The 21,814-nt window shown below is 31.3% G+C and carries 17 protein-coding genes and 1 tRNA gene; 6 read left to right on the top strand and 12 right to left on the bottom strand.

Translation table 11 applies throughout. The annotated features are described in order from the left end of the window. Positions 1-62: 62 nt before the first annotated feature. Entirely contained in the window at positions 63-3,314 is a 3,252-nt protein-coding gene (locus tag RMO70_RS00340; RefSeq protein ID WP_310554426.1) for a VIT domain-containing protein, read from the top strand. 63 nt (positions 3,315-3,377) lie between these two features. On the opposite strand, the gene RMO70_RS00335 is transcribed toward RMO70_RS00340, so the two are convergent. After that, on the bottom strand, positions 3,378-5,339 hold the full coding sequence (locus tag RMO70_RS00335) for a T9SS type A sorting domain-containing protein (RefSeq protein ID WP_310554425.1): 1,962 nt from the start codon (positions 5,337-5,339) through the stop codon (positions 3,378-3,380). A gap of 180 nt (positions 5,340-5,519) precedes the next feature. On the opposite strand from RMO70_RS00335, the gene RMO70_RS00330 reads away from it, so the two are divergent. Beyond that, entirely contained in the window at positions 5,520-6,404 is an 885-nt protein-coding gene (locus RMO70_RS00330) for a glycerophosphodiester phosphodiesterase family protein (protein WP_310554424.1), read from the top strand. Positions 6,405-6,418: 14 nt separating this feature from the next. On the opposite strand, the gene RMO70_RS00325 is transcribed toward RMO70_RS00330, so the two are convergent. The 10 genes from RMO70_RS00325 to RMO70_RS00280 all read right to left on the bottom strand — a co-directional run bounded on the left by RMO70_RS00325 (position 6,419) and on the right by RMO70_RS00280 (position 17,213). Then, a complete protein-coding gene (locus RMO70_RS00325; protein WP_310554423.1) occupies positions 6,419-7,474 on the bottom strand; it encodes a hypothetical protein in 1,056 nt (351 codons plus the stop codon). 11 nt (positions 7,475-7,485) lie between these two features. After that, the gene (gene scpA, locus RMO70_RS00320) at positions 7,486-9,633 is read right to left on the bottom strand and encodes a methylmalonyl-CoA mutase (protein ID WP_310554422.1); all 2,148 of its coding nucleotides are present in this window, start codon (positions 9,631-9,633) and stop codon (positions 7,486-7,488) included. A gap of 304 nt (positions 9,634-9,937) precedes the next feature. Then, positions 9,938-10,168, bottom strand: coding sequence for a hypothetical protein (locus tag RMO70_RS00315; protein ID WP_310554421.1), 231 nt, complete (start codon positions 10,166-10,168; stop codon positions 9,938-9,940). Between the two features lie 44 nt (positions 10,169-10,212). After that, positions 10,213-11,577: a methylmalonyl-CoA mutase subunit beta gene (locus tag RMO70_RS00310; protein ID WP_310554548.1), complete on the bottom strand. Its 1,365-nt coding sequence runs from the start codon at positions 11,575-11,577 to the stop codon at positions 10,213-10,215. Between the two features lie 58 nt (positions 11,578-11,635). Next, on the bottom strand, positions 11,636-11,959 hold the full coding sequence (locus RMO70_RS00305; protein WP_310554420.1) for a septum formation initiator family protein: 324 nt from the start codon (positions 11,957-11,959) through the stop codon (positions 11,636-11,638). A gap of 178 nt (positions 11,960-12,137) precedes the next feature. After that, a complete protein-coding gene (udk, locus tag RMO70_RS00300) occupies positions 12,138-12,746 on the bottom strand; it encodes a uridine kinase (RefSeq protein ID WP_310554419.1) in 609 nt (202 codons plus the stop codon). 86 nt (positions 12,747-12,832) lie between these two features. Continuing rightward, the gene (locus tag RMO70_RS00295; RefSeq protein WP_310554418.1) at positions 12,833-13,180 is read right to left on the bottom strand and encodes a hypothetical protein; all 348 of its coding nucleotides are present in this window, start codon (positions 13,178-13,180) and stop codon (positions 12,833-12,835) included. Continuing rightward, on the bottom strand, positions 13,173-13,388 hold the full coding sequence (locus RMO70_RS00290; protein WP_310554417.1) for a hypothetical protein: 216 nt from the start codon (positions 13,386-13,388) through the stop codon (positions 13,173-13,175). Before RMO70_RS00290 ends, RMO70_RS00295 begins: the two co-directional genes overlap by 8 nt. Next, the gene (locus RMO70_RS00285; protein WP_310554416.1) at positions 13,385-14,566 is read right to left on the bottom strand and encodes a hypothetical protein; all 1,182 of its coding nucleotides are present in this window, start codon (positions 14,564-14,566) and stop codon (positions 13,385-13,387) included. The genes RMO70_RS00290 and RMO70_RS00285 overlap by 4 nt, the downstream gene beginning before the upstream one ends. Positions 14,567-14,600: 34 nt before the next feature. Beyond that, on the bottom strand, positions 14,601-17,213 hold the full coding sequence (locus RMO70_RS00280) for a DUF2339 domain-containing protein (protein WP_310554415.1): 2,613 nt from the start codon (positions 17,211-17,213) through the stop codon (positions 14,601-14,603). Positions 17,214-17,566: 353 nt separating this feature from the next. Here RMO70_RS00280 and RMO70_RS00275 point away from each other — a divergent pair, with 353 nt between their 5' ends. Together RMO70_RS00275 and RMO70_RS00270 are read left to right on the top strand one after the other, a co-directional pair. Beyond that, complete coding sequence (locus tag RMO70_RS00275) at positions 17,567-18,847, top strand: ATP-binding protein (RefSeq protein ID WP_310554414.1); 1,281 nt, start codon at positions 17,567-17,569, stop codon at positions 18,845-18,847. Next, a complete protein-coding gene (locus RMO70_RS00270; protein ID WP_310554413.1) occupies positions 18,831-19,934 on the top strand; it encodes an RloB family protein in 1,104 nt (367 codons plus the stop codon). The genes RMO70_RS00275 and RMO70_RS00270 overlap by 17 nt, the downstream gene beginning before the upstream one ends. A gap of 36 nt (positions 19,935-19,970) precedes the next feature. Here the strand turns inward: RMO70_RS00270 and RMO70_RS00265 are convergent. Then, positions 19,971-20,045 (bottom strand) — tRNA-Pro (locus tag RMO70_RS00265). A 243-nt stretch (positions 20,046-20,288) separates the two neighbouring features. On the opposite strand from RMO70_RS00265, the gene trxB reads away from it, so the two are divergent. Both trxB and RMO70_RS00255 read left to right on the top strand, forming a co-directional pair. Further along, positions 20,289-21,236, top strand: a complete 948-nt coding sequence (trxB, locus tag RMO70_RS00260; protein ID WP_310554412.1) for a thioredoxin-disulfide reductase — start codon at positions 20,289-20,291, stop codon at positions 21,234-21,236. 65 nt (positions 21,237-21,301) lie between these two features. Beyond that, complete coding sequence (locus RMO70_RS00255; protein ID WP_310554411.1) at positions 21,302-21,802, top strand: DUF6557 family protein; 501 nt, start codon at positions 21,302-21,304, stop codon at positions 21,800-21,802. Positions 21,803-21,814: the final 12 nt, after the last annotated feature.

Below are 21,814 nucleotides of genomic sequence, written 5' to 3'. Positions count from 1 at the left end.
TTGTAAAAAATAGCCTCTTTATAAGAAATGGAGTTTATTACAAATGCTTAAAACTAATTATTATGAAAAAAATACTGCTTGCCTCGATGTTTTTGTTTGGTTTTTTTGTTAATGCACAGAGTCCTCAACTGAATGTAAAAGGAAAAGATTCAGCTCAAGTTAAGATGAGCGAATTAATTGTCAATGTAAAAGTTGTTGGAAATATTGCTTATACCACAGCCGAAATGCACTTCACAAACACTAACTCCACTCCAATGGAAGCTGAATTATTGTTTCCGTTGCCTGAAGGTGTTTCGGTTTCTAGTTATGCAATTGACATTAATGGAAAAATGCGAGATGCTGTTCCTGTAAATAAAAGCATGGGCAAGCAAGTTTTTGAAGCCGTAATTCACCGTCGAGTAGATCCAGGATTGCTCGAAAAAGTAGAAGGAAATAATTTTAGAACTAGAATTTATCCGATACTTCCTAATAAAGAAAGAATTGTCACTATTGGTTACGAAGAAGAGTTATCCAGTTTTGATAAAAACAATTTGGCATATCAACTGGTTAGTAGCTACTCTAGAGAATTAGAGAAATTTGAATTGAATATTATTGTCATAGGAGCTATTTCGATTCCAACTATTAATGATATTGCGATTGATAAATCTAGCGAAGCAAGTTGGAATCAATCGTACCAAACAAGTATTAAAAAACAAAATTATAAACCTTCGGAAAAGTTCACCATCAAAATCCCTATTCAACACGAAATTTCAAGTGTGGTTGTACAATCTGTTAATGATCAACATTATTTTTATGCCAATATGGTTACTGAAAGTAATAAAATACTAAAGAAAAATCCAAATTCCATAGGCTTAATTTGGGATGTTTCCTTGAGCTGTAAAAATCGAGATTTGAAAAAAGAATTAAATCTTTTAAATGACTATTTTAAGAAATTGCAAAACACAAAAGTGACTTTGTATTGGTTGGGATACCATTTTGAAAAAGATGAGGTTTATATAATTGCTGATGGGAATTGGTCTGTTTTAAAAGCAAAATTAGAGAATGCAATCTATGATGGAGGAACTCGTTTCTCCAAAATTAAATTAGAGGGAAATGACGAATATTTATTTTTTACTGACGGACTTTCGACTTTGAGTGATAATCAATTGGATAAAATAAATAAGCCACTTTATAGCATTACTTCATTGGCAACAGCCGATTATGCTTTTTTAAATTACAATGCAATGAAAATGAAAGGCAGTTTTATCAATTTGAATGTATTAAATGTTGACAAAGCTTTAGATAAATTGATGTATCAAAGTTTAAAATTTCTAGGTGTAAAAGACAATTATTTAGTAACCGAATTGTATCCAATGATTGGTTCGCCAGTTTCAGGGAGTTTTAGTGTTTCAGGAATTTCTTTGAAGGCACAAAATGAAATCATATTGCTTTTTGGATATAATGAGATTGCTATTTTAGAAAAGAAAATTATAATTGATGCAAAAAATCATTCATCAAACAATTTGAATATAGAAAAACTTTGGGCACAAAAGAAAATTGCCAATCTTGAAATCCAATACAAAGCAAATGCAGTCGAAATTGAAGTATTGGGCAAAAAATATGGTATTATTACCCAAAATACTTCATTAATAGTCTTGGAAGATATCAACGATTACATTCAATATGATATTGTACCTCCAACAGAATTAAGAGCCGAATATGATAGAATTATCAAAGAGCAAAGAGAAAATAGATTGGCAGAACAAAAAAACAATTGGAACAATGTAGCTTCTTATCACAGTCAATTGTCTACTTGGTGGGATAAAAACACTAAATATGAAAAACCAAAACCTAAAAAGGTTGTAAAACCAAGAAAAGTAGTTTCAAGAAATACAACTAGAAATTCAGGAACTGGAAGGGTTACTTCAAGCGGGGTGGCTAATGGTACTATTACGGGAACGGTTTCGGATGCTTCAGGCCCGATTCCAGGTGTAAATGTAATTGTGAAAGGTACAAATAGAGGAGTAAGCACTGGTTTTGATGGAAAATATTCTATTCGTGCAAATGTGGGTGACAAATTAGAATTTTCATTTATAGGAATGGAATCCAAAGAAGTTACATTAAGGAATGCAAATGTTTATAATGTTCAATTAGAAGATGGTAATGCACAATTGAGTGAAGTTGTCGTAACTGCTTATTCTGTAAGCAGAAACCAAAGATCAGTAGGTTATGCAAGCCAAACTATTAGGGCGAATGCAATTGAACAAAAAGAAGCTGATTCCGAAGCATTTCCTATCGTAAATGCTTTATCTGGAAAAATTGAAGGAGTACAAATTTCTAATAATGGAGCTGTTGGCGCTTCGTCAAGTGTTGCTTTAAGAGATTCTTTAAACGAAGAAGGCGATTATGGTCGTGAACAAATGCAAAATATCAAAGCGAAATCTTGGAATCCAGATAGAATTTATCTAAAAGCAATTGATGCTGCTCCAATGGATAAAAAATATTCCGTTTACTTACAATTGAGAGAGGAACAATCGAATAATCCTAGTTTCTATTTTGATGTAGCTAATTATTTTTATAGTATTGGAAACAAACAAAAAGCATTTTTAATTTTAAGTAATATTGCCGATTTAGGTCTTGAAAATCATCAATTATACAAATCATTAACGTATAAATTGCGTCAATGGGAAGCTTATGATGATGCATTGTTTACAGCAAATCAAGTCGCAAAATGGAGAACATTCGAACCACAAAGTCATCGTGATTTAGGTTTGACGTTAGAAGACAACAAACAATATCAAGCGGGTTTTGATGAATTAGTAAAAGCTCTTGAAGTAAACTATTTTGGGAGTATGAGCGGACAATATTCAGGTGTAGAAGATATTATTTTGATGGATATTAACAGAATGATTTCCGAACATTCCAGTATTAAAACTGATAAATTGGATAAGAAATATTTGAATGCAATGCCTATCGGAGTGCGTATTATTTTAAATTGGAACCAGATGGATACTGATATTGATTTACACATAGTGGAACCAACTAACGAAGAATGTTATTATGGACACACTAGTACCGAAATAGGAGCAAAATTCTCTAAAGATTTTACTCAAGGATATGGTCCAGAACAATATTTACTGCGTAATACAGTGAAAGGAAAATTCCAAATCAAAACCAATTTCTATGGGGAAAGTGCCTTAACAGAAAATGGACCAACAACAGTTATGGTCGAAATTTACACTACCAAAAATGGTAGAACCGAAAGAAAGCTTCAAACAATTCAATTAGGAAAAGTTAGAGAAAATGAGAATTTAGCAGAGATTATAATAAATTAGATTAGTTTAGTGATTTGTTTGTTATCCTAACAAGTTTAAAAGCTTGTTAGGATTTTTTTGTACTTAGTTTTTCAAAAATTTTATATTTTTAATGCTAGTATCATTTTTGATAGATAATAGATAAAATCCAGAGGCTAAAAAGTCCATATTAATTTTTTCGTTAGTTGCATTTGAATTCATTTGGAATAATAATTTTCCCGATAAATCGTAAATTTTAATTTCATTCCCTGAATCTAAATTGTCAATTATCATTATATTTTCAACTGGATTTGGATACATAGAGATTTTATTATTTTCAAATTCTTCAGATAATAAGGTGCAAGTTGCGTTTACAGTTGCAGTAAATGCTCCAATCTCTGTAAAATTGACATTGTAAATTGCATCTCCACCTCGGTTTTGGTAATTCATACCGCAAAAACGTCCATTTCCATTAGGGTAACCTCTGTAAATTAGGAAGTGTCCTCTTTTCATTGTCGAATTTTCAATATTATTGCTTGGATATTCTTTCCCAGTTCCGTTAATGTTAATATTTTCAAAGGCAACATTATAAATGCCATCTCCAGCAAATTTTTGAATAGAAATTCCGTCATTTTTTGCATCAATAATATCAATATTAGAAAATTTTATATTTTTTACTTGTGTACCAGAAGTTGCAGTACAAAAAATGTCAATTGCCGCTGCGGGATTATTATAAGTGTTATTAAATGTTCCACAACCAATAACTGTTATGTCATTGAATTCATGTATGCCTAAACTATTAAATTCTGCACCAGCAAAATTGTTGTTCACTTTTATTCCTACTTCCAAATTATCTTTTATAATTAGATGATGCGCTTTGTTGTTTTTTCCGCCATAGATGGCTACTCCAGCAGAACGCCAACAGTTTTCGGAAGTGTTATAACGGAACGTATTATTGATGCATTCTTGATTGTTTGCACTCCAAATGGCTTGGTCATCGTCTCCATTATTTCGAAAACTACAATGCTCAACTATGGCGTTTGAAGTCCCTTTGCATAAATTAATTCCGTCGGCATAATTGTTTCTAAATCTACAATATGATAATGTAAAACCATCTGCAATAGCTGGTCCAGTGCTGTATTGTGCAATCCAAGCACCACAAACAAAATGTTCTGCCCAAATGTTTTTTATTGTTGATGTTGCGGTAAATACACCATTTATAGCTTTATAACCATCGTTTCTAGAAGTTAAATTTGTTGTCAAATACAAATCGGCAAAACTAATATTAGTAGCATTCGCTTGCAATCCACCACCGCCATTAAGATACGAAGTATTAGTGAAGTTTAATTGAGTGTACCACATACCAGCTCCTAATAAGGAAGTATTAGCGTTTCCAAAATATAATTTTCTATTAATAGTATAAACACCGCTTGGTATAAATATTTTTTGACCACCATTTGAATCAATAAAAGTTTGTAAATCACTTCCGTCTCCACTATAAATTACAGCTCCTGTTGGAGCGGAAACGATTACTGGAATTGGTTCTAATTCGGCAAAATCAATGTGAGGATTTCCAGTTTCTCTAATTAATTTTAGATTTCCTCCAACCAGAATTTTTGATGGAAGCTTATATCGAACTTCGTCAAATCGCATTTTTGCATTTAGGTTTGTAATACCTGTATTATTTGGATTTCCATTATTCCAAAGTGATTCCCAAGACCAAGTTGATGTTAAGGTTAGTGTTGTAACTTTTGTGGTGCCATTGTAAACTCCAATGGTTGCTGTTTGTCCATCAGGAACACAATAACGAATAACTAATCCATCAGCAGCTTCGGTAATATTCCAAGAAATAGTTGCATTTGTGCTTGACATATTTACACAAACTTGGTCTGAAGCTTCAGATTGCAGGTCTGATTGTGCATAAGATTTTGAAGTTGCAACAGCTCCATTTGTCAAAGTTCCTAAATTGGCTTCGTAACTTTTATAAGGCGCATCAAAATAGCCTCGTTGTGCAAATGTAAAATTTGCTAGTAGTACGAATAATGATAAGTAGATTTTTTTATTCAATTTTTAATTTTTGCAAAGTTATGTTTTTTTTAAAATTTAATTGGTGCCAAAAAGCAGAAAATTATATTTTTCAAATTTCGATATAAAAAATATTTAGCGATTGGTTTATGTTTTTTTTAACATAATAATTACGCCGATTAAATTATTAGCTTTTATTTTTGTTAAAACTAAAAAACTATTATGAAAAAACTTCATATTGCCTTAATTTTTCTAATCTCTACTTTTCAAATAATTGCCCAAAATCCTTTTTATTTAAAAATCACATCGTTTAAAAGTCTACAGAAAACATTAAAATATAATGGAAATAACACACCATTTGTAAGTGCACATAGGGGTGGACCAACAATCAATTTTCCCGAAAATTGCACCGCTACTTTTGAAAATACAATAAAAACTAATCCAGCAATTATTGAAACAGATATTTCAATTACTAAAGATTCGATTTTAGTGATGCTACACGATAATAAATTGGAGAGAACTACAACAGGAACTGGAAAAATTGGAGATTTTACCTTAGCCGAATTACAAAATTTTTTTCTAAAAGATAATGATGGAAATCTTACCAATTATAAAATTCAGACCCTAGATAGTATTTTGAAATGGGGCAAAAATAAAGTAATTTATACTTTAGATGTGAAAAGAGAAGTGCCTTACAAAATGGTGGTTGATGCAGTTAAAAAACACCAAGCCGAAAATTATTGTGTAATAATAACGTACACTGCTGATCAAGCAGCTGAGGTTGCGAAATTGCATAATAAGGTAATGATATCAGTATCAGCGAGAGGTAAGGAAGATATTGAACGTTTGTTAAGTGTAGGTGTAAATAAAGAAAATATTATTGCATTTATTGGTACAACCGTTCCTAAAGATGATGTTATACAATATTTTCATAATGAAAAAATGGGTGTAATTTTAGGAACAATGGGTAATATTGATAAAAGTGCGGCTGCAAAAAATGATTTGGTTTATTTAGACATTTTAAATAAGGGAATCTTTATTTTATCGTCAGACCGACCGACTGCTGTTGCTAATCAAATTGAAATTTATAAAAAAAATAAAAAGTAATGTTTCAAATAAAATTACTGGAGTAGCTCAAATTTTAAAAGTACATCTTTTGGGCACATTAAAATAGCAGGATTTATTTTTGGATGATTTGCAAATAGTTGAATTTCTTCTTGTGTACTAATTTTTGTGAATTTTATGTAATGTAAAGTTTCTGAATTATAAAAATGATAGATATTATCGAATTCTGTATCAGTAGATTTAATATTTTTTGAACCTTTTAATATATAATTAGAATTATTTTTTTTTAAAAAATAATTATCGCCTAGTTGAATGTTATCAATAAATCGATTAAAAAACCTTCCAGAATTTGTCATTCCCATATCGCTCAACGAAAAAAACTCAGGGTAAAACTCGGATTCAAATCCATAAAAATCGACAAATTTTTGATGTACACTTTCTTTAAATTCGATAGCATATTCTGTTGTTTTTTCGAAATCAGTAGTATTAATTTTAAAAGATTGAGTTCCATCATAATTATAAGATGTAATTGATTTGTCATTATTTAAAATATAAATACCAATATTTCTTATAAAATTATCAACGGTGCAGCTCATTAAATGATAATTTTCGAAATTAATTTTTCCAGTAATTGCGGGTAATAAAGCTATATTGTTTTTTAAAAACAATTTCTTATTATCGATTGTTGATGCAAAAATTAAATCATAACTTTTCTTAGATTTATAGTCATAAAAATTTTGGTTATACATAAACTTGTATTTTATCTTTAATGAGATTTTTTTATTACTAAACGGACTAATTAGGGTATTGAGTTTGGAATTAAAAATAAAAAGTTCTTTATCAATAACTACAAAAGAATTGTTCTCGGATTGGTTTATTTTTGCATAGGTTCCTGTAGATAAATTATAACAATGTACATTATCAAACAGGGCGAAAGAAAATTCGTTAATTATTTCAAGCCTTTTATATTTTGGTTCAACTATTTTCTCTTGTTTATCGTTAGCCAAACCATAGGAGTTGTTATAATAATAGGGTAAAAATTTACAATATTCTTGCGCACTACTTGAATGACCTATAATCGCTATTAAAAATAATATTAAAGCTTTTTTCATAATATATTATCTTAATCTTTCAATAAAACCTCCAAAATTTTAATCGCAGCCTCACTAATTTTTGTTCCAGGTCCAAAAATAGCTACTGCCCCAGTATCAAACAAAAACTGGTAATCTTGCTTAGGAATAACGCCACCTACAATAACCATAATGTCCTCACGACCATATTTTTTTAACTCTTCAATAACTTGCGGAACAAGGGTTTTGTGTCCAGCTGCCAACGAAGAAACGCCAAGAATATGCACATCATTTTCAACAGCTTGTTTTGCAGCTTCTGCTGGAGTTTGAAAAAGTGGCCCTATATCGACATCAAAACCAACATCGGCATAACCTGTAGCTACAACTTTGGCACCACGATCGTGACCGTCTTGTCCCATTTTGGCAATCATAATTCGAGGACGACGACCTTCTTTTTTAGCAAATTCGTTTGCTAATTGTTTTGCTTTTTCAAAGCTTTCGTCATTTTTAATTTCTTTGCTATACACGCCACTAAAGGTTTTAATTTGTGCTTTGTATCTTCCAAAAACGGTTTCCAGCGCCTCTGAAATTTCGCCTAATGTGGTTCTGTTTCTCGCTGCTTCAATCGCAATATCTAATAAATTGCCTTCGCCAGTTTGTGCACAATGTATTAATTTTTTGAGTGAATTCTGCACTTTTTCACTATCTCTAGTGGTTTTTATTTGCTCTAATTGTTCGACCTGTTGTTTGCGAACCATTTGGTTGTCCACATCGAGAATGTGCAATGGATCTTCTTTTTCTAATCTGTATTTATTGACACCGACAATAATGTCTTGACTACTGTCTATTCTAGCTTGTTTTCTTGCTGCGGCTTCTTCAATTCGTAGTTTTGGAATTCCAGCTTCTATGGCTTTGGTCATTCCACCGAGTGCTTCGACTTCTTCTATCAAAGTCCAAGCTTTGTCAGCAATTTCAGCTGTCAAACTTTCTACATAATAACTACCAGCCCAAGGATCGACCGTTTTGGTAATTTTAGTTTCTTCTTGCAAATATATTTGTGTATTTCTTGCAATTCTAGCGGAAAAATCGGTGGGTAAAGCAATGGCTTCGTCTAATGCATTGGTATGCAACGATTGTGTTCCGCCCAAAGCTGCTGCTATACCTTCTATGGTTGTTCGAGCCACATTGTTAAACGGATCTTGCTCGGTCAAACTCCAACCTGATGTTTGGCAATGTGTTCTCAAAGCTAACGATTTTTCGTCTTTTGGGTTGAATTGTTTGACCAATTTTGCCCAAATCATCCTAGCGGCTCGCATTTTGGCAATTTCCATAAAATGATTCATTCCAATTCCCCAAAAAAACGATAGGCGAGGAGCGAATTCGTCGATTTTCATTCCAGTTGATAATCCTGTTCGAATGTATTCTAATCCATCTGCCAATGTATAAGCAATTTCAATATCAGCCGTAGCTCCCGCTTCTTGCATGTGATAGCCTGAAATTGAAATCGAGTTGAATTTAGGCATTTTTTTGCTGGTATAATCAAAAATATCAGCAATGATTTTCATAGATGGAGTTGGCGGATATATATAAGTATTACGCACCATAAATTCCTTCAAAATATCATTTTGAATCGTACCTGAAAGCTGTTCAGGCTTGACTCCTTGCTCTTCGGCAGCTACTATATAAAAAGCTAGAATTGGCAAAACAGCACCGTTCATTGTCATAGAAACAGACATTTCATCCAGTGGAATTTGGTCAAATAAGACCTTCATATCTTCCACTGAATCTATCGCAACGCCCGCTTTTCCTACATCGCCTACTACACGCTCGTGATCGGAATCATAACCTCTATGTGTAGCCAAATCGAAGGCTACCGAAAGTCCTTTTTGACCAGCGGCAAGATTTCGACGGTAAAAAGCATTACTTTCTTCGGCGGTCGAAAACCCTGCATATTGGCGAATTGTCCAAGGACGACGCACATACATTGTGGCGTAAGGCCCACGTAGATTGGGTGTAAATCCTGCGCCAAAATCAAGATGTTCGAGATTCTCAATATCTTGTTTAGTATAGGTTGATTTTAGTTCAATTCCTTCGGCTGTAATAAATGTTTCCTCGACTGTGCTTCGACTGCGCTCAGCATAAACTGGAATGACAGTTTTGCTGGAATTTTCTATTGTGATATGTTGGATGTTTTTTCTCATTTGTAATAATTTTTATAAAAAAATATTTTGGATATTTTTTTGGACTTATTGAAGTATGAAAACAAGAAAGAATTTTTATGAGCTTTTTATCTTCGTCTATTGTAAAAAAGAGAATATATGGAAACTTTTTTATTGGAACGGCTCTAAAATTTTTGTAATGCTTTTGAAAATAAGGATTAATCTTTAAGTAGTTGTACGTTTCTGTTAGCCTTTCGTTAAATGGATTAGTACTATACGACTAATTTCGAAATAATAATCTGTTGCGGTTTCAATTTCAAATTGAGCTCTTGGAGAAATTATTATCCTAAATTTCATACTTTTTTTTTAGCCTACTTATAGATTCTTCGGATGTTAAATAATCCTCGGTTGGTTCATTTACTCTACTGTCCAGAATTTCTTTCATTTCATCAGTTAGAATAAAATTATCTTGTTTAGCAAAAATAATAACTTCAACTTCTTCAGCATTAAAATCATTAGGCAAAGTAATTTTGAATGAATGATTTTTCACTTTTACAGTTTGTCTTATCGCTTCCATAACTTATAATTTATTGATGTAAATATAAACTTTATTTCTGAAATTTATTCTAAAGATAGCCTTTCCTGCTCCATTTTTTCAGCCAATCGTTTTTCAATTATGGGCGTAATCAAAGTTTTTCGAGGTTTCACTTTTACAAAAGGAAAGAGCTCTAAATCGTTTTTCATTTTGTCGTTTTTGTTCGGATATTTGTTGGTTCCTAGCAAAACTTCTTTGCCTGAATCGAATAAATCTTGTTCTTTTTGAGCGCTTTCTTGTATTTTCTTTTGGATATTTCCTTCTTTGAGTTGTTTGATTAATCCGCCATTGGCTTCGATTTCTTTAAATAATGACAATCCTTTTTCTGCCAATTGGGAAGTGATACTTTCTATGTAATACGTTCCGTCGGCTGGATTATTAACTACATCAAAATAACTTTCGTGTTTGAGAACCAATAATTGATTGCGTGAAATTCTGTCTCCAAACTCATTGTCTTTATGATAAATAGCATCGTAAGCTAGATTTGAAATCGCATTTGCTTCGCCCAAAACTGCACTCATACATTCGGTTGTGGTGCGCAACATATTGGTGTTATAATCGTATAAAGTTTTGTTGCGTTTGGTTGGTGTTACTATAATATGACAATCTAAACTATGGTTATATTCGGCTGCTAGAGTATTGAAAAGCAATCGTAAAGCTCTAATTTTTGCTATTTCGAAGAAATAATTGGTGCCTACCGAAACCTCAATGGTTATAGGTTGCTGGATGGTTGTTATTTGGTTAAAATATTCGTTTGTGTGTGCTAAAATATAAGCGAGTTGTTGTACCATATTGGCACCTGCATTTTGATAAGTACTTCCATTGATATTGATAAACGAAATATTCTTGCACTGGTTTGATACGGAATTTAAAACGTCAAAATTGTCTTTTTCGACCGTCTCAAACCAGTTGCCATCGGTAAGTAATTGATGAATTGGATCTACTTGAATATGAATAATAGCATTTTGTGAAAGTGCTATTTGGTTGATTTTTTTTAGAAAATCAGTCGAAAGAAATTTCAGATTCAAATAAACTGGAATTTTAACCAAATCAATTTCCGAGAGTAATTTTACACTATCTATTTCTTCATTTTCGATTGTGAAGCGGATGCTTTCTGCACCACGAGCAATCGAATTATTTGTCTTTTTGATAGATTTTTCTACATCAAAGACAAAAATGTTTTGAACAATTTTGAAAGGTGAAGCTTTCGTATTTATAGAAATGGTTTTTTGATCTTCGTCTCTATGGTAAAACGGTTTAACCTTTATGCCTTCTGGACTTTCCCATACCAAAGTTTCGTTATAATCTAAACCTTTGAGTTCAAACTGGATTTGTTGTTTCCATTGTTTGGAAGTTACGGGTTCGAAGTCTTGAAATAGATTTTTCATTATGGTTTATTCGATGATTAGTTTTCTGTTGATTTGTTATTTAGGATTTGAATTTTGAAATTTATTTTTTTTCAAGAGTGTCTCCTTCAAATTCTATGATATAAATGTCTTCGCTGTCTTTTTTCATAAAATATTTTTCACGTGCATATTTCTCGATTTCGGCAGGATTTTTTAGTTTTTTTATTTGGCTATTGTCTTTTTTTATTTCGTCTTGATAATAAGTTTTGTTGTCTTCGAGTTCGCTTACTTCTTTGTTTAATAATCTATGATCTAGATAGGAATAATTATCTAGAAATAGCATCCAAACCACAAAAAACAAGGAGACTAAAACATATTTGTTTAGTATGAATTTATACCAAGGTTGGTTTTGGAATGGATTCTTCATTTTTTGCGGTTTTTTAGCCTCGATTGCTTCACATTATTTCTATTTTCATCGGAGTTCAGTGAACTTCGTTTGTACTGAAAATACTTTTCTTTTTTTGTCATCCTGAGCTTGTCTATGGACAAAAAAAGAAAAGATTGTAACAAATAGCGGGAAATAGCTCCTAAATATAATTAATAATTTATGATATTCTTTGATTTATTACCGCTCTAACGACGTCGATGGCTACGGTGTTGAATTTATCGTTTGGAATAATAATGTCGGCAAAGGCTTTTGTTGGCTCGATAAATTGCTGATGCATTGGTTTTAGTGTTGTTTGATATCTGTTTAAAACTTCTTCCATATCTCGACCGCGCTCGGCGATATCACGTTTTAGTCTTCGGATTAATCGCTCGTCTGAATCGGCGTGAACAAAAATTTTAACATCAAACATATCACGAAGCTCTGGATTTGTTAGTATAAGTATGCCTTCAACAATCATTACTTTGCGTGGATGAGTCGAAATGGTGTCGTCTGTTCTGTTGTGTGTAACAAATGAATAGACAGGTTGGTCTATAGTTTTGCCCTCTTTTAGGTCTTTTAGATGTTTCACTAATAGTTCAAAATCGATGGCTCTGGGATGGTCGAAATTGATGAGTGCTCTTTCTTCGTAGGCTAAATTATGTGTTTCTTTATAATATGAATCTTGCGAAATGATGCCCACTTCGGTATCAGGTAGCTCGTTCATAATTTGATGCACTACTGTTGTTTTTCCTGATCCTGTACCGCCTGCGATGCCTATTATTAACATTGTTGTGTAGTTTGTTTTGGCAAAAATAAGAATATTTAGTGAGAAGATTTTTTAATTTTTTGCGAAATTAAAAAAACATAATACTTTTACAACCCTAGAAAAACTAATAACCCCATCATTGATAGAATTGAAATCAAGATTGTAACTAGTGCAGAATTTCTAAGTTGGAATTTCTTTGTAACTTGATAATATATGGTTTCGACTATTAAAACCACCAAAAACACTAAAAATAAGACAGCAAAAACGATGGCTATTAAAAGTTCGTCATTTGATCCATTGCTAATTTCGATAAGATAATACGGTAAGCCAATGAGTACAACTAGAATACCTAAATGAATGGAAAAATATGGAATAAAATTCCTAGGTTTGATTGCTGTTTCGAGTGTATCTTGTTCTGAATTTATTTCAAGTAAATCGTCAATTTCCTTACTCATTACTGTTGGTTTTATTGTTTTGTTTTTGGTATAAAACATAGAAAAAGTTAGCTATTGAAACAAATCCAATAATTTCGATAGTATTTAACGCAATATAAATTTTTGAACCAAAAATATCCAAACTCAAAAGGTTGCTTATTAAATAAATAGTTCTTTCAATTATAATGGCTATTGCTCCATAAAGTGCGAGTTGTGTTGTTTGTTTCATATATTATTTTTATTTAAATCTTTTATTAAGGACATTGAGAAATATAAAACTGCAATTCCACCAATACTAATACAAACCCACATAAACCAAGGTTGTTCCCAAAGGGGTTTCTCTTGAATAATTTTAGCTCCTAATTTAGGTATTGCAATTTCAGAAATTTTGGCTTCTGGAAGTGCAACTGTGATTGAATTTTTAAAATTTTCTAAATCATAATTTGGCGCAATTGTATCTGAATTTCCTGTTTTTATCGTATAATTTTCATTGGTTTTTAAATCGGCAATAACCGAAATTGGAACTTGAAAAAACTTGATTTCTGAAATTTTTAATGGTTGATTGTCTTGGTTTTCAATCTCGATATAAAAATCTTTTTCGTGAATGTTGAATAAATTAAAATTATTTTGAGAATCTGAGCTTAATTCGAAATTTGAAATTTCGTTTTCAAACGTTTCAAACTTGTGTTTGATTTTGCGGGTTTCTAGTTTGAAAACCCGTACAGTTCGTTTGTATAATTTTGGTTCTGTAATTTTGAATCTAATTTGATTTAGAAATTGCTTGCTATCAAACAAAATATGAATTTTTGTTTTCTTTTCAGATTTTAAATCTATCATTTCTTTATCAGCATAATCAACAAGCAATAAATCACCAAATTTAGTTTGCGAATTGTCATTTCCGATTCTTTGAATACTAATGGGCAAGGATTTTTTATCGTCTAATTCGATTTTTAAAAATTTATAATTATTCAATGGGAACGAAATTGTTTTTGTAATATTTAAATCTTCGGCTGCATTCAATTCTGATAAAACGTTGTTGTTCGACAAACCATACCATTGTTTTTGGTCGTTGCTTCCTGATAAATTATAGGTTTTTTCGCCATCATAATTAGCAATGGATAATAGTAAAGAACTTATTGATTTTTCTGGATTTTCGAAAATTATTGTGGTTTGTTTTTTTGGTATTGCAGTTTCAGAAATAATTTTATATTCAACATAATTACTAGTTGTTGTAGATTCATTTGTATTATTGTAAAAATAAGGAACCTCATTCCCTTTGGAATCCAAAATTCTAAAATCGGATAAATCTTCCTTGGAAATTGAGCGAATCTGTGTTGGTAAAACAATGGTGTGTAAACCATCTTTGGTTACATTTATTATTTTTGCAGTAGTTAAATTTTGGGACATTCCTATATTTGCTATCAGCAAAAAAAGGATGATTTTATTTATTTTCATCATTGTTTTCGTTGTTTGAATTTTCTTCTTGAATAGAATCAATTGTCTTGATTTCGGGTTTGACATCATCGGAAACCAAAACTTTTAATTTTTGATATACAAACGAAATTATCAAAATCAAAACACCTAAGAGTATGAATGCAATGATTTTTCCGGTTTCGGAAACGTTGCTTATGTCATAAATGAAGAGTTTTGCAATTGTCAATCCAAGTAATGACAATGCAATAATTCGCATTGTTTTTGATGGTTTTTTTATACCAAAAACCAAGAAAATAAATGCGAATGCTCCCCATAAAACCGGGAAACTTGTTTTTAAAATTGTTTCGCGAGCATTGGCTATTTGATATTGCCCAAGATAAGATTTGCTGTTTTCAATCGAATATTTATCTTTTATAATCGCAGGATTGTCTTTCAAAACTTCTTGCATTGTTATAGGCGAATTATTTAAAATTAATCCGTGAAGCATTACTTCTGATGAGGCAAGATATATGATGAAGAATGATCCAATCCATATAAAAATTGGTTTTTTGAAAAAATCTAAAAGCTCATTTTCTCGATTCATTTTATACAATAAATAGCCAAAATAAATTGTGAAAGTTAACATTACATAATGCAAGTAGAAAACAATATTTTCGTTAATTCCTGACGATATATAATTTGAATGTTCAGTGAAAGCTAGATTCGAAAACACAAAAGTGTACAATATTATATTTGCAACTGCCAATAATGTTGTGGCTTGAATTCCGAATTCTGTATCTTTTTTCAATAAGAAATGACACAAAATTGCGCTAAAAAGCAAATGATAAACCACAGGAATAGCTGTTAGTGCTGGTGAATTTGGGAAATAATCAGCAGCTTGATAAGCGACTTCAAGAATTCCGACAAAATAAGCAAGAACGATTCCAATTAAGAAAATAAATTTTCTATATTTTTCTGGATTGAAAGTCAAACCAAATTTTTCGATGCTTTCGGTTTCGTTTTTCAACAAATAATAAACGCCAAAACAAGATGCGATTGCAACAATTCCAGTTATAAAAATTGGATTTAAAACGATTTGCAAAATCGAATTGCCAGCATAAAAATTACTCCAATCGAGTAAAAGGCTTCCAAACATTAAAAAATGAACGATTATTGAGCCAAACTTGTAGCTCGAAATACTTGATTTTTGTGATAACCAAAGCAATAAAACTGCTTCACCAGCCCAAAATAAAGTAATGTAATGTCCAGAAAATTGAATAGGCACCGCCAATGTTATAAACGTCAATGTTAGCCCGATTAACAAATAAATAGCATTTTTGTCGATACCGAATTTTTTGTATAAAAACCAAGCATAAATCAAATTTAATACTCCAACAAATGTGGTAAATAAACCTTTTAAATGCGGTTGATAATCAGACAATATCCAAATTCCAAATCCGTAAAAAACGAAAGTATTTGCCGTTAGCAATGCCAATTGTGTTTTAGAAACTTCTCCTTTATTTCGAATATTATTAATGATATTGATGACCATAAATAATAAATAAAATGCAAATGCAAAAGTTAATCCGCCCAAATAATGTTGTGGAGTTTCATATTTCTCTTTATTAAGCCAAGCCAAAAATAAAATGGATGTAAAAATAAAGGACAAAACATTGATGATGTGCCACTTTTTATGGTAAGCAATCGCCAAAATTCCAGCATTTAAAATCAGAATATAAGTAAATAAAACAATGTAATTTCCTTCGCCAGTACTGACCATAAATGGAACAGCAAAACCGCCAATTAGAGTTAGAATTCCCAGTTCGAGTCGATTATAAGAAATGGTTATAAGCGAAGCAAATGCAGTGATTAAGACCATAATCGAAAACGCAACCTCTTTACCAAAAAGCATGTATTCGTGAAAAGCGATGGCAATCGTAAAATAGAATATTGCGATGGCTCCAGCCACAAAAACCGAGCTAAAAGCAACATAAAGTTTTCGTAATTTATGAGCAACACCAAGCACTATTGCACCAGATAAAATTCCAATTCCGACTCTTGCAGGTGTTGGAATCCAACCTTTATCGATAGAATAGCTCACAAAATATCCAATTCCGAGAACCAAAATCAAGATTCCTATTTTATTGATTAAATTCTCACCAATAAACTTCTCCAAATCAGGATTATTGTCTTTAAAGTTCTCTATAAACGATTTTTTAGGTTTAACAGAAGCATAAGGTTTACTCGGATTATCGCCAACAGCCACATAAGGTTTTTGACCAATAGGAACAAAAGGTTTTTTAGGCTCAATCACAGGTGTGTTTATAGCATCTGCAGCCGCAAGAATCTGTTCTTTTTTCTCTTCTTCAACTGGTTTTATAACAGTAATTACAATAGGCTGTTTTACCTCTTCAACAATAGGAATAGATTTTATTTCTTCTTCGATAGGAGCAATAGGTATATTTTTTGCAACTTTTTCTGTAGATTTTTCATCATCGAGAACAATCTCACCAGATTTTAAAGCATTAATTTTTCTATTTAAATCCTCTAAACTATTTTGTAAAAAATCAAATCTTGAGTTGATTGAATTTTTTGTAATAAACAAAAAAACCAGTAAAACAATAAGTAAAACAATCTCCATAACAATAACTTAATATTAGTAATTGTAAATATAGGAATGTTTTTGATTTATCAATTACATTAAAGGCATTTGTGGCTGCTTTGTATATTTTTTTGAAGCTATTCCAACTTTTCGTTTCAAGTTTTTTCGTTCCAGACTTTTTTTGTAAGTCCAAAAAAGAGCTTCCGTTGGTCGCTTTTTTTCTCCAACAAAAAATAGTCAGTAACTTCAAAAAGCTTTTCACTGCAATTTGGGCTAGGGGTTAGGAGGTTATTTTTGTTTAAAAACAACATAAAATAGATATTAATCTTTAGTTTTGCTTTTAATAATTTATTTTTCGCTATTTTTGTACAAGAATCAAATTGTAATTTATTATGATATTAAAATTTAAAGTAAAAAATTATCGTTCTTACAAAGAAGAAACTGTTTTTACTATGGAGGCTGGTTCTTCAGAACAAAAATCGGAAAATATAGCTGATTTTACATTAGCAAATAGTCAGAAACAGCGTGTTGTTAAAACATCTGTTATATATGGTGCAAATGCATCCGGAAAATCTAATATTATTAGGGCTTTATTTGAAGTTGTTAATTTTATTTTAAACAAGCCAAAAGTTGATGAAAAACCAAGAATTTATAATCCTTTTATTTTTGACGTAGAAACTAAAGAAAAACCTTCTGAATTTGAATTAACATTTATTAATTCTGAGATAAAATATTTGTATAAATTTTCAATTCAAGACAAAAAAGTGCTTGAAGAGCAATTGGATTATTATCCAAATGGTAAAGTTACAAGAATATTTACCCGTGAAGTTTTTGATGATTCTAAAAGAATTCAAAAAGGATTTTTAGGAGATAGTTTTAAGAATAAAGAAATAAGTGTTTTTGAAAATCAGTTAATATTGTCCAAGTTTGGTGACGATGAACCACACGAATTACTTACAGAAGTTTTTTTATATTTTAAAAATTACAATGTAATTAATGCTACAAATGAAAAGCATAAAGATTACCTTTTAGGAAAAGTAAGTGGAGAGTTATTTAAAAACAATGATTTAAAAGGGCGTGTAGGTAAATTAATTAAAGCAGTTGATACAAAAGTTAATGATATTGATATTGTTCGTGTAGATGATGAAAATTTAAATGATGAAACAAAAGCACTGATTGAAAAAAATCCTTTTTTAGTTTTTGGCAATCACGATATGTATAATAAGAATAAATTTATTGGTACAGATTCTTTACCTTTAATGGAAGAGTCAACTGGAACTCAATCGTTATATGTTTTAGGAGGAGAGATTTTAAGTACAATAGAAAAGGGAGGAGTATTAATTGTTGATGAGTTAGACACCAGTCTTCATCCATTTATTACAAAAATGATTGTTATGATTTTTCAGTCTAAAACTATAAATAATAAAAACGCACAGCTCGTTTTTACTACACACGATGTGACTTTATTAGATAAGGATTTAATAAGAAGAGATCAAATTTGGATAGCCGAAAAAGATAATAAAGGTTCAACTGATTTATATTCATTACAAGATTTCGATGGTTTAAGAGAAGATATACCTTTTGAAAAATGGTATTTGGCAGGTAAATTTGGAGGTTTACCAAAAATTAAATCAATCGAATCTTTATTTTCTGAGAATGAACCAGTTTCGTAAAAACATTCTAATTGTTTGTGAAGGTAAAGTTTCTGAGCCTAATTATTTTGAGCAAATTTACGACATTCTCATAGAACAAGACGTAAAAATTTATATTGATGTTAGACCAAAGTCTGTAGTAAAAGAGGATAAAAAGGCGCCTAAATCTAAAGTTAGAGATGGTGGTAGAAAGCGTCAAATTCAAAATGAAGATGTAATTGTTCCAACAATCGAAATAGAAGAAATGTATAAGGCACAGCCTTTAAGTTATGTCAGAGAAGCACAACTTGCACTTGAGGATGAAACTTTCGATGAAGTTTGGGCTGTTTTTGACAAAGACGGACATCCAAAACATAAAGAAGCTTTTGAATTAGCGGAAACTGAGATAAATGGAAAGAGAGTCAATATTGCATTCACAAGCATAGCTTTCGAATATTGGCTTTTATTGCATTTTGAAGAAAATTCTACTGCTTTCGAAAAATCAATGTGCAGAAAGAATTTGTCAAAAGGCAAAAAGGAGCATTTTTATTGTGGAAGTAAATCTCATAAAGATGATTGTCAAGGTTTAAATTGTGTTTGTGGAAGATTAGTTAATCAATCTTATTTAGAATATAGTGGAAAAAATAAAAACTTTCTATTTTCTGATTATCATCCAAATGTAAATAGTGCAATTGAAAGAGCTATAATGTTGAGAAACTCTTATTCAGAAAACGAAAATCCGATTTATAGTTTAAACCCATTTACAAATATTGACAGGTTAGTTTTTAAATTACTTCAACTCTACAGGAAAGATTATTTTTGGTTTAATTTTTGTTCTAAAGTATTAATTAATAATTTTTTGATTCAGTCAGAATACGATAATATGATTATTAAAATATCAGTGCAAAATATCAATAAAACTAAGGAAATTCTAAATATTGAATCATTTTGTTTGGTAAGTTTAGATGGTGAAATGATTGAATGTGGTAAAAGAGAAAAAATTGATTCAGATGAAATTTTTTGTTTCAAAATAGATTTAAGTAAAATAGAAAATTTTTCGCCAGTATACTTTGGCTACAGAGAAAATGATTTCAAATATTATATTTCTGAAATTCCTTTTAGTTACTAACCAAAAAATCCTCTCCACAAAGTGAAAAGGATTTTGTCGGGGTGGCAGGATTCGAACCTGCGGCCTCCTGCTCCCAAAGCAGGCGCGATAACCGGGCTACGCTACACCCCGAAAACTTGTATTTAATTTTCGGTTTAAAACCAATTTTTTAAGAACTTTTCCGATTTGGATATGTACGAGTTAAAAAGCTACGCTACACTCCGTAAATGCGAGTGCAAATATAGGTTTATATTTTAGTTTTCAAAAGGAAATTTCAAAATAAATAAAATTTATTAACGCATAGTTATTTTGGATTTAATTGGCTGTGAAATTTTTATAATAAAGTTTACCTTTGCCTTTCAAAAATAAAAATATATGTCTGATACAATCGAAAAAATAAAATGCCTAATAATAGGTTCTGGCCCTGCGGGATACACTGCTGCAATTTATGCTGCTAGAGCCAATATGTTTCCTGTTTTATACCAAGGAACACAACCAGGTGGACAACTAACAACGACTAACGAAGTAGAAAATTGGCCTGGAAATCCTGAAGGAATTACGGGTCCTGAAATGATGGTTGGTTTACAACAACAAGCACAGCGTTTTGGAACTGACGTTCGTGATGGTTGGGCTACCAAAGTTGATTTTTCAGGTGATGTGCACAAAGTTTGGATCAACGATAGCAAAGAATTGCATTGTGAAACAGTAATTATTTCAACAGGAGCTACGGCAAAATATTTAGGAATAGAATCGGAACAACACTACTTGAAAATGGGTGGTGGCGTTTCTGCTTGTGCTATTTGCGATGGTTTCTTTTATAGAAATCAAGAAGTAGTAATCGTAGGTGCTGGAGATTCTGCTTGTGAAGAAGCGCATTATTTGTCTAAGTTATGTAAAAAAGTAACGATGTTGGTACGTAGTGAGAAATTTAGAGCCTCAAAAATAATGGAAGCTCGTGTTCGTAAAACTGAAAATATTGAAATCTTAATGAACCACGATACGGTAGAAGTTTTGGGCGATGGTCAAGTGGTTACAGGTGTGAAAGCCTTGAACAAGACTACCAATGAAACTTTCGAGATTCCATCAACTGGATTTTTTGTAGCCATTGGTCACAAACCCAATACCGATATTTTTAAAGATTTTATTACACTAGATGAAACAGGTTATATTGTAAATACGCCTGGATCATCAAAAACTAATGTAGCTGGTGTTTTTGTTTCTGGCGATGCAGCAGATCACGTGTACAGACAAGCAATTACTGCTGCTGGAACAGGTTGTATGGCAGCATTAGATGCGGAACGATATTTGGCTGCCAAGGAATAAATTTAGATATTAGATTTCAGATATTAGATTTTTTTAAAGTGATTAAAATACTTAAATCGTAAAATATGAAATTAGCTCAAATTATTCGTAGTAACAATTGGTTGAGTGTTGAAATGACATTGCTCAAATTGTATCCTGACCAATCGGAAAGTATTGAAGCATACAAAAAAGTATATGGAAATCTTCAAGAAATGAAGGTTGATATTAATGACATAAAAATTGAAATCGATCAAGAATATGATGATGAAACGGGAGATTTATGTTTTGCTAATGTGTACGGAGTTAATGAAAAAAGCACTAACGAAATAACTAATGGAGTTGCTATCGAATTTGAGCCTTGGAGTAAATGGTTGGGAATGACTATTAGTGAGCGAACTTGTATTGAATTTAATGAATTAGAAATCATAGCGCATTGTCTTTGGGAAATGACTTATATGGGTTATGATGAAAATGAAATTCAAAGTGAATTGTGCGAAATTAAGAATGTTAGAGAGGAATATATGAAATTGTCTGAGGAAGAAAAAAAGACTAAAACAAAATCAATAGATGATTTTGAAAATGAATAAGGTTCAACTAAA

The organism is Flavobacterium sp., from assembly GCF_031422135.1.
Taxonomy (GTDB): Bacteria; Bacteroidota; Bacteroidia; order Flavobacteriales; family Flavobacteriaceae; genus Flavobacterium.
This window is presented reverse-complemented; position numbering and strand designations above follow the sequence as displayed.